This window comes from Echinicola arenosa (assembly GCF_014841125.1).
In the GTDB taxonomy this organism is placed as follows: Bacteria; Bacteroidota; Bacteroidia; order Cytophagales; family Cyclobacteriaceae; genus Echinicola; species Echinicola arenosa.
This window is the reverse complement of record NZ_JACYTQ010000001.1, coordinates 737,321-753,965: the sequence shown is the minus strand read 5'-3', so window position 1 is coordinate 753,965 and position 16,645 is coordinate 737,321. Positions and strand designations below refer to the sequence as shown.

The window sequence follows — 16,645 nt, the reverse complement described above, 5'->3', positions numbered from 1 at the left end:
TGGCTTTGCAAGCCGCACGAAAACCTAGTTGTTGGCATTAGTTTATTTTTTCAAATAATATATCTTTCACAGTTCCCTCAGAAGCAACTTTAAAAGAAATCACCTTTCCGTTATTGCCACGGTTGAATGTGTACTTTGTTCTTCTGTTCGCTCCAAAGGTATCTTTAACGCCTTCTTTAATTTGGATGCCTTCATTATTGGGGTAACTTAAAATTAGATTGTTGTTTTCAATTGAAATAGAATAAGTGACATTGAGTTCTTCTGAGTAATAGTTTCCAACAATCTCATTTAAATTTTGATTGGGAGATGGGGCAAGTTCAATACGTTCAAAGTAGAAGATAGCACCTCCGAAATCAACCAATAAATCTGCATCTGTACTTTCTTTTGTTTGAAATGTATATACAATTGAAGGGTTGTCTAATCGAACTAAAGAATTAGCACTTTTTGATATCAAGGGAGTTGCATTTCTACCAAAACTACTTATAGCTTTTAATGTGTCATTTTCAACGAAAATTTCCATTCTTAAATCACTGTTTAGTTCTTGATAGATGCCTTCAAATCTCTTCTTTTGAGTGATAGAATGCTCGTGTTTGTTTTGTTTTTGATTCTCAACAGATGTTTCGTCCATAAACAGATTTAATATTTCATAGGAGATATTTACTGCGTTAATGTCTTCTGAATTCGTGTAAATAATAACAGCCAAACTTTTCTTTGGAACACATATAAATTGAGAACGCATGCCTAAATCACGACCGCTGTGATTATATGTTGTAAATCCTTTGTAAGGAGAAACAAACATTCCTCGAGCATGCTTCATCAGTTGGCCGTTGTTTAAAGTGTCTAATTCAGTTATAAATTCTGCTAGATAGCTAAAGTCATGATTCGGGTTTAAAAATATATTAGACCATTTTGCTAAATCTTGAACTGTGCTTGCCATTCCTCCTGCACCAATACAATGCGTTAAGGATTTGGGTTGTTGGTACTTGCCACTTTCTTGGTAATAGGGATATGCTCTATTTTTAATAACATCTTCTATGTTCTTGCTGTAAAATGTTTTATGCATTTTCAATGGTTCAAAAATTTCTTGCTTAGCAAATTCTTCAATTTTCATTCCTGAAACTCTTTCAATGATTAATGCAAGCAATACGTAGTTAGTATTAGAGTAAAGCATTTTTTCTCCTGGTAAATTATTGACACCTTTTTGCTTAAACATAAGCTCTTGAATCATTTTATTCGTATAGCCACGATGTTTGTAATCAAAGCCTTGAAGGTCAAGTAGCACGTTATGGTTTCTAATACCGCTTGTGTGATTTAGAAGATGTTTAATTTGTATGATCTCTTTATAATTTGCTAATTCTGGAATATATTTTCTTACATCATCACTAATGGACAATTTCCCTTGTTTTTCCAAAATACCTATGCATGCTGATGTAAATTGCTTTGTGACAGAAGCAAGTCCAAAGACCGTTGAATCATTAAAAGAAAGTTCATACTCCAAATTCATAGAACCTTTGCTAGTATGATAAATAAGTTCTCCATTTTGTACAACTCCAACGGTTATGCCTGGTTCAGATTCAGAGGCAACATTGGAGTTCAAAATTCGACTTATATCCTTATCAAAATTAGTTTGAGAAAACGCAACCGCACTAGTAAGAACAGAAATGATAGTTATTATGAGTTTCATATTTTTTAATGATGTGATTTTGGTAATTAATGCCAACGTTCCGGCTAAAAAGCGTTGTGAGTCCTGCGTTACTCAAGGATACAATATAATGAATGTTTCCCGTATCGAGTACGGGACAGGCATTAGAAAAGGGTAACAAAACTGCAGAAGAGATGAGCGATTCCGATAGCTACGGAAGACCTCTCGGCAAGGACTGGTTAGACAGACTTGTCAAACCACCTAGAGGTGCTGTGTATTCAGTGCATGGTATTGAGCGTCTAGGAAAAGGTAGTGGGATTTTGCTGAGAAGCAGGATTGACCTTATCAGGTATGAGTACAAGGAGATGAACACAAGTGAACCTTTAGAGGTCTCGATAATCACGTATGATATGTCAAAATCGAAGGTACAGCGAGTCTGAGAGAAAGAGATAAGCGACAGTCCTAAAGTTGGTTTATTGGCATACGGGATAAAGAAGGCATGACCTGTACTCGGGCTCTTTTACGGAATAGGAGAAGCTATCGAAATGAAGCAAAGAGAGACGGACAAAAACCTTTGGGCAAGTCCCAGAGTATCGAAGCCTTTTGATAGTGGCGGATTAACCCGTAGTAGGGGATTTAGCCAAAATAGTAGCGCCGAAATTACGCGGGTGGATAAACTATTACGGAAGGTTCATTAAAGTAGGCTTGAAACGAGCGATGCGACTTCTGAATTTGAGGTTGCTGAAATGGGTAATAAACAAGTATCGAAGGTTCAGGCAAAAGCCAAGAAAGTTAGCGTGGGATTGGTTACGAAAAGTGTGTAAACACTATCCGAATCTATTCCTACATTGGCAATATGGTTTTCGCCCTTAGTGGGTCTAACTCCGAAGAGCCGTATGATGGGAGACTATCACGTACGGTTCTGTGGGAGGTTTAGGTGTGAGATTCCCCTTTACCTACTCGACTATGTGCCGGCTTTATTTTTCCATTTTTATTTAGGTTCTCAAGAATTCTGTGCATCAGTGTTCTAGCTCTGTCAATTTGGTTAATGTCTTCTGGTTGAACTCCTGTTGAAATTTCCATTACTTTGGTGTCTGGAGATATTTCTTCGTTTTGCAATCTACCATATTCTGAGACTCTAATTTCTAAGTCTGGAAAGTCTTTGGTTAGTGATTCAATTGACTCCAGTGGAATTAGATTTTCAAAGTTGCCAAGGTTTGTGTCAATTTTTAATTTCTCAGTCGAGCTGAAAAGCCTTTTCCAAAACGAAGTCGTTCTTATTTTTAAAGTCCAAGTGGAGTCAGTAGATACAGGTGTTGTAATTGAAAATGAATTCGCCTTATGTGCAAAAGCAGTGGCTTCAGCAGATTTATTGAATTTGTTCTTATAGAAAATTCGAAATCCTTGAAAATCTTCTTTTGCTTGATAGATTTCCTGTTTCCCGTAGAAGTAATTGTTCTCCTTAGAATTGTCCTTTAGTCCGTTTTCCAGGGTAAAGGTTTTCCAATTTTCCGATATTTTCTTCCAATTCACAGGTTGTCTTTTTTAGCTTCTGACTAACGTCTTGAAAAATACAATTAATTACCTTTTAAAATTACAATTCCATAAAACTATTTCTAAGCTATTTTAGGCTATCAACCGTTAGCCCTGAAAGTAAATATTTTTAATATATGAGGGATTGGCTACAACGTCTATATAAATATTTTTTTAAAAAAGCCCTTTGAAATTGTTCTAAGGCCATTTATCCATTTACAAACACTTCAAACTATTTGTAAGCATTTAAAAATGGATATATCCTTTAAATCTAAACAACTCCAAACTCAAAAAAAATACCCCACTGGGGGTAAATTGATGCTTATATCCTAAAATCTGATTTCCTCCCTAACCAGGTCGGCCAGTCGCTCTGCCCAGGAACTGTATATCCTCCCACTGGGGTGGAGCCCGTCGGCGGCCTGGTTCTCGGGATAGGCGCCGATCTGGCGGTACTCTTGGGTGATGTCCAAATAATGTACCCCCTTGGAATGGCTGATTTGCTGCTTGGCGGTGTTATAAGCGGTGATTTCCTCGGCTACTTTTTGTTGGTCGACATTTTGCTGGCTGGCAAATGCAGTCACTCCCCAGTCAGGGATCGAAATGACAATGACCCTTGTTTTGTCCCCACCCGCAAAGACGATGGCCTGGTCCAGAAGTTCTGAAAATTCTTCCTTGAAATTATCCACGCTGCGTCCCCTGTACTGGTTGTTTACTCCGATCAGCAAGGTGACCAAGTCATAGGTATTGCCTTCTATCTTGGCGGCACTGATCCCTTTTTGGAGTTCGTCCGTCGTCCAGCCGGTGGTGGCGATGATCTTTGGGCTGTCAAAGTCATATTCGTATTGCTCCATAATGGAGACCAGCTGATGGGGATAGTTTTCACTGGGCTGCACTCCTTCTCCAATGGTATAGGAGTCACCCAAGGCCAGGTAAGTAAGTTCGTTTTTATTCATGTTTTTGGAAAGTGTCTTTTTGGATGGTGACACATTAGCGGGTTGAGTGGATTGGTGAGTGGTACAAGAAAATAAGATGGAAGCCCATAGAAGTGACCAAAGAAAATGAATTCTATTAAGGTTACTGTTGAAAATTGAATTGGTAAGTGTTAGCACATTATTTTTATTCAAATGAATTTAGGATTGGAAAATTTTCTCGGTCATTTCAAAGACTCCAAGACCTGCATCCATCTTGACCTTGGCTCCAATGGGGACAATAAACTGTTTGCTGACATGTCCGATCATGGCGCCGCGATAGGCCGGGATGCCCAAAGGCTTGATGTAATCCTGAAGGATCTGCCATATAGTTAACGAACCATAGCCCCCGGATGGATCACAATCCGAGCATTGCCCAAAAATAAATCCTTTGATTTCATCCAATGCTCCCATCAGCATCAAGGTGCTCATCATCCTGTCAATGCGGTAAGGGTCTTCCCCTACATCCTCTAAAAAGAGGATTTTATGCTTGAAATCTGGAAGGTAAGGGGATCCGGCCAGTCCTGTCAGGACCGTAAGGTTTCCGCCTACGATTACCCCTTCTGCTGTTCCCGGGGTAATGGTTTGAATACGGTTTTTCTTGACGATCAGATCATCTCCTTTTTCCTGCTCATTTTCAAACTTTACCAATTTCTCTTCAAAGAACATTTGCTCAAACTGCTTCACATTAAAGCTGTTCCAGCTTCCGGTGCCATTCGGCCCGTGAAAGGTGATCAGCCCCGTTTGGGCATAGATGGCGTTATGGATGGCTGTGATATCACTGTAGCCGAGGATTGGCTTGGGGTTCTTTTTGATGGTTTTATAATCCAGCAAGGGCAGTATCCGGGCGGCTCCGGAACCTCCCCGAATGCAGATGATGGCCTTTACTTCTTTGTTGGCAAACATGTCGTTGATGTCTCCGGCACGGGCCTCATCTTTACCGGCCAAATGGCCGTAACGGTCTGTCAAATGCTGGCCAGGTAGCACTTTGAAACCCAGGGCCTCTAAAGTTTCTTGGGCAAACTGAAACAAAATTTCATCATTGCTAGCAGAAGATGGACTTACAAGTCCTACAGTATCTCCCTTTTTGAGTGGCATGGGCAGTATGGTTTTGGCGTCCTCTGGGCTTTGGGCTGCCAATACATCGCTCTTTAATGCCATCATTGGAGAGAGTCCAGCGGTAAGTCCCAATGCTTTTATAAATGTCCTTTTGTTCATGCTTGAAATTTTTGATTGAATTTAGAAATTATCCCGAATATACAACAATACCTTCTCCATCTCTGAAATGACTTCCTTTGCTTTGTAGGGATAGTTGTTATTCATAAAAGCAAAAGCATACAGCTTGTTTTTATGGGTTTTTAGATAGCCTACCAAACAGTGGTTATTGCTCATGGTTCCTGTTTTGGCAAAGACATAAGGTGTGGGAGCACGGTAGGCATTTTTTAAGGTGCCTGTCCTTCCTCCCTGGGGCAATAGGCGGAATAACGTAGTGTCTGGGACAATCCGATAAATTTTTTCCGCGATACTTACCATGTCACTTGGGGTAAATAAATTGTGTCGGGAAAGCCCTGATCCATCTACCCATTGGGGCTGGTCCGGCAAATCAAACAGGAAGTTCTCCACTAAATGCTCAATGGTCTCGGCATCATTCATTTCCATAAAGAGTTCGTCGGAAACCATCAGCAAAAGCTGTTCTGCCAAGAAATTATCACTTTCATGAAGCATTTCCCGGTAAAGGCTGTCCAGCGGAATCCCCTTTAGGATAAAATGTTCCTCGGGAAGCTTTTCCTTGGAAAGGATTACCTCTTTGCCCAAAGCTTCACTGGCTAATAAAGCAAAAGTTTCAGGGGAAGTGATAAAAGGAACTTTGGATTCCTGCTTTCTGTAGATCTGAGGATTGTAATAGAAATTGTTGCTATGGAAATCACGTTCTATGTCCTTGATTTCCTTGGAAGTAACCAATAGGTTTTTGGAAAAAAGTTTGGGGATGATTTTGGGGGATTGATTTTTTGAATTCACGGTGACCAAATTGCCATAGATCGGAAGGGGAGACCTTTCCGCAGAATAGCTGTAATAATAATCATCCCATTGCCAGCCATATCCGAAGGGGTTTTCTTTCCAATTGTCGTCCGAAAAGTAGACTTTATCAAATGCAGAGAAGAAAGCATTTAGGTCCTGCTGTGGCAGAGGTTTGTAATGCCAGGAAGGATCTCCTGTACCCCAAATAAGCACATCCTTGCCTTTGGGGATATAGCGAAGCTTTTTGGTGCTGTCTCCCAAGACCATCAGGCCCGCATAAAAAGTAAAGAGCTTGGTGGTGGAAGCAGGGATAAAGTTCAAGTGACTGTTATGCTCAAACTTCATTTTCTGCTCATCCAAATCATAAAGCGCAAAGCCTGTTTGGTGGTGGCCAAAGAAGGATTGAGCTCCCAAGAGTTGTTCAAGGTCTTTCTGGAATTTGCTGTGACTTTGCCCCAAAAGCGAAAGACTGATGGACAGTTGCAGCAAAAAAAGTGTAATGATCCTTTTTAGCATAGGGTAATTTTCAACGATGTGGAACTTGGTTAGGCTTTAGTTTTGATATTTGGTTTTACCCCCAGAAAAAGAAGCACCCAACCCACGATAAAAGCTACTCCCCCAACAGGCGTGATGGCTCCCAGCCAAGTGATCCCTGTGGTGGACAAGATAAAGAGGGAGCCAGAGAATATGATAATGCCAATCAAAAAGGCGTAGACGCTGGCATTAAGTGCCTTGCTTTGCCCAAACTTGACCTGCAGCAGACCAACCATAAATATGGCCAAAGTATGGTAAAATTGATACTTTACCGCAGTTTCGAAAGTGTCCACCCTGCCCATCTTTTCTAAAACAGGGGCCAAGCCATGGGCACCAAAGGCCCCGATAGCCACTGAAAGTGCCCCTAAAATGGCGGCAAGCCTAATTGTACTGATGTAATTCATATTTTATCGATAATTTCTTTTTCCAAAAATGGCACTGCCGACCCTGACCATGGTGCTTCCCTCTTCTTGGGCAAGCAAGAAGTCTCCGCTCATGCCCATCGAGAGTTCTTTGAGGGCCAGGTTTTCAGGAAGTTCCAAGGTGTTGAGTTGGTCCATGAATTTTTTCAGGCCTCCAAATTCAGCCCGGACGATAGCTTCATTTTCGGTATTGGTGGCCATGCCCATCAAGCCAATGATCCTGATGTTTTTAAGCTCATCAAAGGCCTTTTCTTGGATAAGGGCAAGCACCTCTTCTTCATCAAAACCAAATTTGGTCTCTTCTTTGGCAATGTGGATTTGCAACAAGCAAGGAATCACCCTTTCTGCCTTTTGCGCCTGCTTGTTGATTTCCTTGAGTAGTTTGAAGGTATCCACTCCGTGAATCAGGTGGATAAAAGGGGCAATGTATTTGACCTTGTTCCTCTGAAGGTGGCCGATCATATGCCATTGGATATCGTCTGGCAGTTGGGGCTGTTTGTCCACCAGTTCCTGGACTTTGTTTTCACCAAAATCCCGGATGCCGGCATCATAAGCTTCCTGAATATCAGCCACTGGTTTTGTTTTGCTGACCGCTACGAGGAGGCAGTCAAATTTTTTGAATTTCTTTTTTAGGTCAGATAAGTTCTCTTTTATACTCATTCCTTTATTTTTACACTATCAAAGATAGTGGCGAGTGATACTTTAATCAAATAAATATTACATGAACTCAACGAATACTCCCGGCACAAAGATATGGCTATAATAGGTACATTGTTAAAAAAGGGGATTAGGCTAAGGGAATCCTTGGAACAGGAATACAGCTCACCTTTAGAACTTCAAAAACAGGAGCTCAAAAAGCTCTTGATTACAGCCAACAAGACCCAGATAGGTGAAAAGTATGGTTTTAAGAAGATTTTGTCCCGATTCAGAAAGCCTGGAGATGATTTTTACACTGCGTTTGCCGAGGCCGTTCCGATCTATGATTATGACAAAATCTATGATGAATGGTGGCATAAGCTTCAAAAGGGAGAGGCCAATGTCACCTGGCCAAAGACCATTAAATACTTCGCCTTGAGTTCGGGAACCTCAGGAAGTGCTTCCAAATATATTCCCATTACCAAAGAAATGGTGAAGGCCATTCGAAAAACAGGCGTAAGACAAATCCTGTCCCTGTCCAAATATGACCTGCCCTCTAAGTTTTTCAACAAGGGCATTTTGATGTTGGGAGGAAGCACAGACTTGGAGTTCAATGGGACCTACTTTGCGGGAGATTTGAGTGGGATTACAGCAGGAAAACTTCCTATTTGGTTTCAACGCTTTTACAAACCAGGGCAGGAAATAGCACGCAATAAAAACTGGGGCGAGAAACTGGAAAAGATAGTTGAAAATGCTCCAAAATGGGATATAGGGATCATCGTGGGGGTGCCGGCTTGGCTGCAGATTCTATTGGAAAAGATCATTGAGCGGTATGAGGTGGAGACCATTCATGATATTTGGCCCAACCTCAATATTTTTGTTCATGGGGGGGTGTCCTTCGAACCTTATAAAAAGGGCTTTGAGAAATTGCTGGCGCGGCCATTGATTTACATGGAAACCTATTTGGCGAGTGAAGGTTTTTTGGCCTTTCAGGCATTGCCGGATAGAAGTTCGATGAGGCTGGTACTGAACAATGGGATTTTCTATGAGTTTGTGCCTTTCAATGAATTGTATTTTGACGAAAATAGTGAAATAAGAGATGGGGTCAGGCCACTAAAGATAGATGAAGTAGAAGAAGGCGTGGATTATGCCATTTTGATCAGTACTTGTGCCGGTACGTGGAGGTATTTGATCGGGGATGTGATCAAGTTTGTTTCAGTTTCTGAAAGTGAGATTGTAATTACTGGAAGAACCAAGCATTTTTTGAGCCTGTGCGGGGAGCATTTGTCAGTGGACAATATGAACAAGGCCGTCCGATTGGCGGAGGATGAGATGAATATCAATATTCGGGAGTTTACGGTTTTGGGGATTCCTATGGGGACCTTGTTTGCACACCATTGGTATATTGGTACAGACGATGAGGTGGATCAAGAGAAGCTCAGAGAGGTAATAGACCATCACCTCAAAGCCCTGAATGATGATTATGTGGTCGAAAGAAAACATGCCTTAAAAGAAGTCAAGTTGGATGTTTTGCCTTCAAAAATCTTTTACGATTGGATGCGGTCGGAAGGGAAAGAAGGTGGACAGCATAAATTCCCAAGGGTGCTCAAGGGACCAAAGATGGAGTCTTGGCTGACATTTTTGGAGGAACAAAAGTAAACATGGGGATTTCTTTATTGGAAGGTATTGGGATGGGATTGGTGCTGAGTATGATCGTAGGTCCCGTTTTTTTTGCATTGATCCAGAATAGCATCGAAAATGGATTCAGACATTCTGTTTTTATGGCTTTGGGCATCCTACTGAGCGACTCCATTTATGTATTGATCTCTTATTTTGGAGTGTCCTATTTAACTAACAACCCTTTTTTTAAAGCAGGCTTGGGCTATGTCGGTGGAGCCATAATGATCGGCTTTGGGATAGTAAGCTTTGTAAAGAAAGGAACTCCGCGTCCTAATTCTGGGGGGCTGCCTGTACAAGAAACTCCCAAAAGGAGAAGGGGCTTTATAAAGGGATTAAGCCTAAACGGTGTTAACCCTTTTGTGTTTCTGTTCTGGATCTCAGTGGCTGGACTCGTTCAGCTCAGGACAAGGTACACGCCTATCGATATTTTCCTTTATTATCTGGGTGTTTTGTTGACTGTTTTTTCCATTGACTTGGTGAAAGCCTATATAGCCAAGAAGTTGAGTAAATTCATCACGCCCAAATTGATGTTGAATATGAACAGGATAGTAGCGGTGGTGTTGGTTGTCTTTGGGGTAAGGCTTTTGAAGTTTGCCATCGAACAATCCGTATAAAAACAATTGAGGCCTCGAATTTCGAGGCCTCAATTGTTTTAATCCAATAGAAAGTTATTGACAAAGGTGCTTTTTAAGCTAAGCCAAATAAAGAAGAATAGGATTCCAAAGAAAAGATAGGGCCTGTAAAAGTCCTGTGTCTCTTTGTACCGGGATTCTAGGATCTCTGCTTTTTCCAGTTGGTTGATCTGGTCAAATATGTTTTCCAAAGCCCCGTCATCAGATGCCCGGAAAAACTGTCCTTTACCAATCCTGGCCAAATCCCGAAGTGTAGTTTCGTTCAGGTAGGTTTCTACCATCTGAGGCCTTCCAAAGAAGTCCGTACCATAGGGAACCATACCGTCCTTGCCCACCGCAATGGTGTAAATTTTAATGTCCATGGCTTCGGCGAGTTCCGCTGCAAATACTGGATCCACATTTCCTGCATTGTTGTCCCCGTCACTTAAAAGGACCATCACTTTGGACTTTGAGTTGGATTCCCTCATCCGGTTGGTTGCTGTGGCCACAGCACTTCCGATGGCTGTGCCCTTGGCGTCCATCATATCAAAGGAGATGTCCTCTATCAAATCGGTCAGCAATTCGTAATCAGTGGTCAATGGCGCTAAAGAAAAGGCTTCACCAGCAAAGATGACCATGCCTATCCGGTCACCAAAACGGCCATTGATAAAGTCAATGGCAGTGGACTTGGCCGCTTCCAGTCGGTTTGGTTTGAAGTCCTGCAGGTCCATGGATTCTGAAATATCCAAGACCAACATAATATCAATTCCCTCTGTAGATTGCTCTACTTTTTCATTGGAACGCTGTGGGCGGGCCAAAGCGATTACGACCATCCATAGGGCCAGTATAAAGAAGAGTGTCGGTACCAGTCTTAAGTAGGTCCAAGGGTTACTGGAAGATACACTCCCTGGAAGAGAAAGTTCCAATGAAGGATTCTTCATAAACTTGGTAAACTTTCTGATCAGCAATATCAAAGGAACTACCCAAAGCAAATGAAGCACCCATGGGTTTTTCCACTCAAATGAACGTAGGGTTTCCGGCAAAAACCAAGACCAAGAAAACCAATCGATAATACTATTTGCGTTCATGGATTTCTTTGATTTTTTGGTTGTACATTTCCACACAAATCTCTTTTAACTTGTCACAGGTGGCCAATATATCTTCTGATGGTCGATTGGCGTAAATGATGATTTCAATTTTTCTGAATTCCTTGACGATTTCAGGACGCTCCATTTGCTCACCAATTTCAGTAGCGGTCCATTCCCTGTACGGTTTTCCTGTGAGGCGTTCCATATAATCTCTCCAGACCCACAAAGTTTCATCGGCTGCCTGTAAGCTTGGCTTTTCTTGCAGGGTTTGAACGGTCTCGTTCCATTTACTAAGGAATTTCTTATGCTGTTTCTTAAGCTTTCTGGCTGCCCATTGTTTTTGGATTTTCTTTCCGAAGACCACCAAGACCACCAATCCAATGATCAAGATAATGCCAAGAAAAATTAAGAGGTAGGGGTAGTTGAAATCCTTTTCAATGGAAAGGTATTTGTCATTGTCTTTGAAAGTCAACTCTTCCGGCAATGGCTGGATAGTCAGGGTCAGTGCCAAACTGTCATTATCCGCATAGTGAACCAGGCTGTCGTATTTCAAAATCTCAAAAACCGGCAGGGCATAGGTTTTTATGGGATCCAATGAAAAGTTGGATAAATAATATACAGCGCTGTCCTGGGTAATGCTGTCGGGCGTGTAAGAAGTAAAAGTTTGTTTTTCCAAGAATGAAAAGTCCCGGTATTCGAAGGTCGAATCGGGGAAGACAATGTTCATTTTAGTGGGATATTCCGCTTTTAAAACGTACCCAACCCTTTCTCCCAATTTGGCAGAATCCTGGAGAAAATATCCTTCTACCTTCAGGCCCTGGGCGTGAACGGAGAAGTGGATTAAATATAATAAAATACTAAAGGTTAATGCTCTGATCTTACCCACGTTTCATGGTTTTATTCCTGTACCTAAACAATTCTATCAAAGGAAGTACGATATCTTCCTGTGTGTCAATGGGGAGATAGTTAATTTGGTTTTTCTTGCATAATTCTTTTAGTGAACTCCTTTCTGTAGTAAAGGTATCGGCAATTTTTTTAGAAAAACTTCCAAAGGCTGTGTTTACCCAAGTGGTTTTTCCTTCTTCTTTGTCAAAAACAGGGATGATGCCCAAGGAGGGCAATGCGGACTCCCTAGGATCGGTCACTTGGATGGCGACCACATCGTGCTTTTCAGCCATGGCTTTGAAGGGCCTTTCATAGTCTTGGTCTATAAAATCAGAAATCACAATGATGATGCTTCTCTTTTTGATGAGGTTGAGACAAAAAGTAAACATCTCATTGAGGTTGGTCTTGATAGACTTGTTCTCATGTTTGAAGATGCCCCTGATCACCTTGACCCCTTGTTTAGGGCCTTTACCAGGGAGGATCACTTTTTCTTTCTGATCCGAAAAAGAGACCAGGGCTACTTGGCTTCCTTCATGGATGGCGGCTAAAGTAAGCACTCCTGCAATTTCTTTTCCCAGGTCAATTTTCTTCCTTCGTTCATCCCCAATATCCTGAGAACCGCTGATGTCTAAGAGAAAATAGACAGACTGATCCTTATCTTCTTTGAAGGTTTTAACAAAAGTTCCATGTCCCTTGGCGGAAACTTTCCACTCGATGGTCCTGATGTCATCGCCATATTGGTAAGGTCTCAGGTCATCAAATTCAAGTCCAGCGCCTTTGAAAATGGACTGATAGTCACCCTGAAGGTGGTTATTGGCCACCTTTCTGATCATGATTTCGTATTTTCTGAGTTTTTTCAGCAGTTGATTCATGGGCTATTTTATTCCGAAGGCCTAAATTTAATGGACATGTTTGAATAATAAAACGAGTAATGGATATCATGTTACCTAAATTTCAACGGAAATGGCTAATTTTGAATTGTGAAAAAGTTAATATTCTTCTTCGTTTTGGTATTGGGTTGCCTTTCATGTAGTGATGATAAGCAACCAAAGTATTTGTTGTCAGAGGATGAGATGGTCGGAATCATGGTCGATATTCACATGGCCGAGGGACTCGCGAGTTCTTTGCCTGTTTCCTATGATTCATCCAAAAAGCTATATCCGATGTTCGAGAACAGGGTGTTCGAAAAGCACCAAGTGGCTGATACGACCTATACCAAAAGCTTGGAGTATTATTTGAGAGATGCAGAGAAGATGGAGGAGCTTTATGCCCGGGTGATTGATTCTCTGAATGTAAAAGAAAAAGAAGGCAATTAAGTATATGCAATATCCAGATAATCTTGAGTCCAAGATTAATTTTGATAAAATAAAGGATTGGATCAGAGAAGAGTGTACCAGTAAGCTGGGTACAGACATGGTTCAAAAGGTGAGCTTCTCTAAGGATCTTAACCTTCTGAACAGGTTGTTGGACCAAACAGAAGAGTTCAGGCAAATTCTTTTGTCAGGAGAGCTTTTTCCTTCTTCGAACTTTTTGAACATTTTCCCTTATTTGGAAAAAGCCAAAATAGAAGGGACTTTTCTTTATGAAGAGGACTTCCATGAAATCAAGCTTTCATTGATCACTTTAAAGGGATGTGTGGATTTTTTCACCAAGTTTCAAGAGGATTACCCGCAGCTTTTTCAGTTGTTGGGGTTGGTCAATTTGGACAATACGCTTTTGAGAGCCATTGAAAGGGTATTGGATGATAAAGGGAAAATAAAGAATAATGCTACCAAAGAGTTAGGGCTGATCCGCGGACAGATCCTTTATGAGGAAAACCGATTGAGAAAGGTTTTGGACAGGATTTTTAGGGAAGCAAAAGCGAAAGGTTTGACCCCCGATGACGCCTCTATCACTATCCGTGGGGGAAGAATGGTGATGCCTGTATTGGCCGAAAACAAGCGGAAGATCAAAGGTTTTGTCCATGATGAATCTGCCACTGGGCAAACAGTTTTTCTGGAGCCAGCAGAAGTCCTGGATATCAATAATGAGCTGAAGGAGCTGGAATACATGGAAAGGAGGGAGGTTCAGAAGATTTTGATGCAACTTACCGATACCCTGCGGCCGTTTATTCCCGAATTGCGCAGTGCTTTTAAATTTTTGGGAATGGTGGATTTTATCAGGGCCAAGGCAAAATTGGCTTTGAAAATGAATGCCAGCAAACCGAGTTTGCAGAAAGGAAAAATTATAGAGTGGTATAATGCGCGCCACCCTGTATTGGAGCAAGCGTTGAAGCAGCAGGATAGAGCGATTATTCCCTTGAACATCCAATTGGATCATAATAGCCGACTGTTGGTGATTTCGGGTCCCAATGCCGGTGGTAAGTCGGTGACTTTGAAGACGGTTGCCTTGGTGCAATATATGCTGCAGTGTGGGCTCTTGGTGCCCATGGATCCGCATTCCAAGTGTACTGTGTTTCAAAATTTCTTTATTGATATTGGGGATGAACAAAATATAGAGAATGACCTCAGTACTTATAGCTCTCACTTGATGAGTATGAAGTATTTTACCCAGTTTGCTGATAAGAAAACCATATTTTTTATTGATGAATTTGGTACGGGAACGGAGCCTCAGTTTGGAGGAGCCATAGCGGAATCCATTCTACTGGCCTTGAACAAATCAGGTGCTTATGGGGTGGTGACCACACACTACGGTAACCTGAAGCAAATAGCTGCCAAAAACCAAGGGATGACCAATGGTGCCATGCGTTTTGATGTGGACAAATTGGAACCTTTGTATCAATTAGAAATAGGCAAACCAGGCAGTTCATTTGCATTAGAAATTGCTACAAAGATTGGTATTTCAAAAGAAATCATCGGATATGCCAAGGAGCAAATCGGTGATGAAAGGGTCCGGTATGATAAGCTCCTCAATAAGTTGGAATCAGAAAAATCCAAGTACGAACAGATTCTGGTGGAGGCACAACGCAAGGAAAGATTGTTGACCCAAAGGCTCCAAGAATATAGCGAGCTTAAGGAGACTTTGGAGAGCAATCAGAAACAGCTGATCCAACAGGCCAAGCTTGAGGCCAAGACTATTCTAGATGGAGCCAATAAAAAGATTGAAGAAACTATTCGTTCAATCAAGGAAAATAAGGCTGAGAAGGAAGCAACCAAGAAGGCAAGAAAGGATTTGGATCATTTGAAATCTGCCATAAAGCCGGATAAAGCAGTTCGGCCAAAAGTGCCTCAAGAAATCAAGATAGTGGGAGGAGAAATCCAAGCGGGCGACCATGTCAGGTTAAAGGATAATGGAGCCATTGCACAGGTCCTCTCAGTAAGAAACAAGGATGTAGAAATCAGCATAGGAGACCTAAAGTCCAATGTGAAGCTGAACAGACTGGAGAAGATCTCCAACACGACTTTGAAAAAAGAGAAGAAAGCAATCTCTGCAAGGATGGGTTTCGATACCACTTCAAAGATGAGAGACTTTTCTACTAACCTTGATTTGAGAGGTAAGCGTGGAGAGGAAGTCTTACCCATTGTCCAGAACTTCGTAGATGAAGGTCATATGCTGGGCATAAAGGATCTTAGGATTGTCCATGGTAAGGGAGATGGAATTCTGAGGGATATCACTCGTAATTTGCTGCGCACCATGCCTGCTGTGGGGAAATACGAAGATGAACATGCGGATAGAGGAGGAGCAGGAGTGACCTTGGTGACCTTAAGGTAAGACTTAGGGTTGGGGTAATTTGTAGGCTTGCCTGGCAAGAAGTTTCCATGAATTATCATTCTTTCTCCAAATCATCAACACCCCGATTCTGACATTTCCAGGAGCCCCGCCATCATTGGTTTCAGCTACCAGAATATGCCGGGCAATTCCTATATCATCTACAACTTCATAAGATTGGTTTTCAAGATCGATGGATACGAAATCAGATTTACCGGAAATAAGGGTATTGATAAAAGTTTCCTGATCTTCATTTTTTCCACTGGAGTGGCCATAGGAAAGTTTTTTATCTGTTAGTTTTTTGAGTTTGGCCTTATCGGGATTGATCATCACATTGGTCAATTCCTGTACTGCTTTGACCAGTTCAATGGAGTTCTCTGATTGCGCCTGTACAGAAAAAACAGAGGCAATACATAATAACAATATGATCAGAAACTTTTTCATTGGGCTTTTAAGTCGAATCTATAATCTCCAGCCAATGCGGTAACTCTACCATTAGCAGGAGTGGGCACATTGAATTCCAATCTAAGATTGGTTCCCGCTCCAGAAAAGGAGATCTCTTGGCCTGCTGCTGGTTGGGAGCCGCTTAAGGTGATTTTGTCAAAGTTACTTCCAGCAAATGACCAATTTCCACTTGCGTCAAAAAGTTGATTGGCATTACTGGTTGCGTAGGATTTGGAACTACCGCTAGAAGAAAAAGTGATTTCAAAATCAGCAAAATCACTGGTTTCATTCTGGCCATTGTGTGTCACAGACCCACCTGTCACTATCCATGTCTTACTGCCATTTCCTGTTAGCTTTTCGATAGCGATTTGTTCTGGAGTTTTGGAAGGAGTAGGGTCATCACTTCCTCCGCAAGAAAAAATGATCATGAAAGAAAAAATAACAAAGGTATAAGAGAATAATCTTTTCATTGTGT

17 protein-coding genes are annotated in these 16,645 nt (G+C 41.6%); 5 read left to right on the top strand and 12 right to left on the bottom strand.

The genetic code is table 11. From position 1 onward, the window contains the following. Window positions 1–37: 37 nt before the first annotated feature. Entirely contained in the window at window positions 38–1,684 is a 1,647-nt protein-coding gene (locus IFO69_RS02910) for a serine hydrolase domain-containing protein (RefSeq protein ID WP_192008063.1), read from the bottom strand. Window positions 1,685–2,287: 603 nt separating this feature from the next. On the opposite strand from IFO69_RS02910, the gene IFO69_RS21830 reads away from it, so the two are divergent. Beyond that, window positions 2,288–2,515 (top strand): group II intron maturase-specific domain-containing protein, encoded by a 228-nt coding sequence (locus IFO69_RS21830; RefSeq protein ID WP_192008959.1) that lies wholly within the window; start codon window positions 2,288–2,290, stop codon window positions 2,513–2,515. A gap of 60 nt (window positions 2,516–2,575) precedes the next feature. Here IFO69_RS21830 and IFO69_RS02900 read toward each other — a convergent pair whose 3' ends face one another. The 6 genes from IFO69_RS02900 to IFO69_RS02875 all read right to left on the bottom strand — a co-directional run bounded on the left by IFO69_RS02900 (window position 2,576) and on the right by IFO69_RS02875 (window position 7,778). Beyond that, on the bottom strand, window positions 2,576–3,175 hold the full coding sequence (locus tag IFO69_RS02900; protein WP_192008062.1) for a hypothetical protein: 600 nt from the start codon (window positions 3,173–3,175) through the stop codon (window positions 2,576–2,578). 329 nt (window positions 3,176–3,504) lie between these two features. Beyond that, a complete protein-coding gene (locus tag IFO69_RS02895) occupies window positions 3,505–4,161 on the bottom strand; it encodes an SGNH/GDSL hydrolase family protein (protein ID WP_317173412.1) in 657 nt (218 codons plus the stop codon). Window positions 4,162–4,305: 144 nt separating this feature from the next. Beyond that, a complete protein-coding gene (locus IFO69_RS02890; RefSeq protein ID WP_192008061.1) occupies window positions 4,306–5,361 on the bottom strand; it encodes a S66 peptidase family protein in 1,056 nt (351 codons plus the stop codon). Between the two features lie 21 nt (window positions 5,362–5,382). Then, window positions 5,383–6,678 (bottom strand): D-alanyl-D-alanine carboxypeptidase, encoded by a 1,296-nt coding sequence (locus IFO69_RS02885; RefSeq protein WP_192008060.1) that lies wholly within the window; start codon window positions 6,676–6,678, stop codon window positions 5,383–5,385. A 29-nt stretch (window positions 6,679–6,707) separates the two neighbouring features. Then, window positions 6,708–7,100: a DUF423 domain-containing protein gene (locus IFO69_RS02880; RefSeq protein ID WP_192008058.1), complete on the bottom strand. Its 393-nt coding sequence runs from the start codon at window positions 7,098–7,100 to the stop codon at window positions 6,708–6,710. Between the two features lie 3 nt (window positions 7,101–7,103). After that, complete coding sequence (locus IFO69_RS02875) at window positions 7,104–7,778, bottom strand: YggS family pyridoxal phosphate-dependent enzyme (RefSeq protein ID WP_192008056.1); 675 nt, start codon at window positions 7,776–7,778, stop codon at window positions 7,104–7,106. 93 nt (window positions 7,779–7,871) lie between these two features. Between IFO69_RS02875 and IFO69_RS02870 the strand changes: the two genes are divergently transcribed. Next, entirely contained in the window at window positions 7,872–9,413 is a 1,542-nt protein-coding gene (locus IFO69_RS02870; RefSeq protein ID WP_192008053.1) for a GH3 family domain-containing protein, read from the top strand. Next, a complete protein-coding gene (locus tag IFO69_RS02865; protein WP_317173411.1) occupies window positions 9,383–10,048 on the top strand; it encodes a LysE family translocator in 666 nt (221 codons plus the stop codon). Before IFO69_RS02870 ends, IFO69_RS02865 begins: the two co-directional genes overlap by 31 nt. Window positions 10,049–10,086: 38 nt before the next feature. Here IFO69_RS02865 and IFO69_RS02860 read toward each other — a convergent pair whose 3' ends face one another. From IFO69_RS02860 to IFO69_RS02850, 3 genes are read right to left on the bottom strand one after another with little or no spacing between them, the layout of a single operon-like run. After that, entirely contained in the window at window positions 10,087–11,133 is a 1,047-nt protein-coding gene (locus IFO69_RS02860) for a vWA domain-containing protein (protein ID WP_192008051.1), read from the bottom strand. After that, window positions 11,120–12,019 (bottom strand): hypothetical protein, encoded by a 900-nt coding sequence (locus tag IFO69_RS02855; RefSeq protein ID WP_192008049.1) that lies wholly within the window; start codon window positions 12,017–12,019, stop codon window positions 11,120–11,122. The genes IFO69_RS02860 and IFO69_RS02855 overlap by 14 nt, the downstream gene beginning before the upstream one ends. Beyond that, window positions 12,012–12,890: a DUF58 domain-containing protein gene (locus tag IFO69_RS02850; RefSeq protein ID WP_192008047.1), complete on the bottom strand. Its 879-nt coding sequence runs from the start codon at window positions 12,888–12,890 to the stop codon at window positions 12,012–12,014. Before IFO69_RS02850 ends, IFO69_RS02855 begins: the two co-directional genes overlap by 8 nt. Window positions 12,891–12,998: 108 nt before the next feature. Here IFO69_RS02850 and IFO69_RS02845 point away from each other — a divergent pair, with 108 nt between their 5' ends. Continuing rightward, the gene (locus IFO69_RS02845) at window positions 12,999–13,334 is read left to right on the top strand and encodes a DUF4296 domain-containing protein (protein WP_192008045.1); all 336 of its coding nucleotides are present in this window, start codon (window positions 12,999–13,001) and stop codon (window positions 13,332–13,334) included. 4 nt (window positions 13,335–13,338) lie between these two features. After that, window positions 13,339–15,729, top strand: coding sequence for an endonuclease MutS2 (locus tag IFO69_RS02840; protein ID WP_192008043.1), 2,391 nt, complete (start codon window positions 13,339–13,341; stop codon window positions 15,727–15,729). 3 nt (window positions 15,730–15,732) lie between these two features. Here the strand turns inward: IFO69_RS02840 and IFO69_RS02835 are convergent, their stop codons facing one another. Both IFO69_RS02835 and IFO69_RS02830 read right to left on the bottom strand, forming a co-directional pair. Then, window positions 15,733–16,170 carry a nuclear transport factor 2 family protein gene (locus tag IFO69_RS02835; protein ID WP_192008041.1) on the bottom strand — a complete coding sequence of 146 codons (438 nt, stop codon included), beginning with the start codon at window positions 16,168–16,170 and terminating at the stop codon, window positions 15,733–15,735. Then, a complete protein-coding gene (locus tag IFO69_RS02830; protein ID WP_192008039.1) occupies window positions 16,167–16,640 on the bottom strand; it encodes a hypothetical protein in 474 nt (157 codons plus the stop codon). Before IFO69_RS02830 ends, IFO69_RS02835 begins: the two co-directional genes overlap by 4 nt. Window positions 16,641–16,645 lie beyond the last annotated feature (5 nt).

Excerpts from the sequence above, each read along its gene's own strand:
- IFO69_RS02910 (WP_192008063.1), bottom strand. The coding sequence starts at position 1,684 with ATGAAACTCATAATAACTATCATTTCTGTTCTTACTAGTGCGGTTGCG.
- IFO69_RS02890 (WP_192008061.1), bottom strand. The coding sequence starts at position 5,361 with ATGAACAAAAGGACATTTATAAAAGCATTGGGACTTACCGCTGGACTC.
- IFO69_RS02885 (WP_192008060.1), bottom strand. The coding sequence starts at position 6,678 with ATGCTAAAAAGGATCATTACACTTTTTTTGCTGCAACTGTCCATCAGT.
- IFO69_RS02880 (WP_192008058.1), bottom strand. The coding sequence starts at position 7,100 with ATGAATTACATCAGTACAATTAGGCTTGCCGCCATTTTAGGGGCACTT.
- IFO69_RS02875 (WP_192008056.1), bottom strand. The coding sequence starts at position 7,778 with ATGAGTATAAAAGAGAACTTATCTGACCTAAAAAAGAAATTCAAAAAA.
- IFO69_RS02870 (WP_192008053.1), top strand. The coding sequence starts at position 7,872 with ATGGCTATAATAGGTACATTGTTAAAAAAGGGGATTAGGCTAAGGGAA.
- IFO69_RS02860 (WP_192008051.1), bottom strand. The coding sequence starts at position 11,133 with ATGAACGCAAATAGTATTATCGATTGGTTTTCTTGGTCTTGGTTTTTG.
- IFO69_RS02850 (WP_192008047.1), bottom strand. The coding sequence starts at position 12,890 with ATGAATCAACTGCTGAAAAAACTCAGAAAATACGAAATCATGATCAGA.
- IFO69_RS02840 (WP_192008043.1), top strand. The coding sequence starts at position 13,339 with ATGCAATATCCAGATAATCTTGAGTCCAAGATTAATTTTGATAAAATA.
- IFO69_RS02835 (WP_192008041.1), bottom strand. The coding sequence starts at position 16,170 with ATGAAAAAGTTTCTGATCATATTGTTATTATGTATTGCCTCTGTTTTT.
- IFO69_RS02830 (WP_192008039.1), bottom strand. The coding sequence starts at position 16,640 with ATGAAAAGATTATTCTCTTATACCTTTGTTATTTTTTCTTTCATGATC.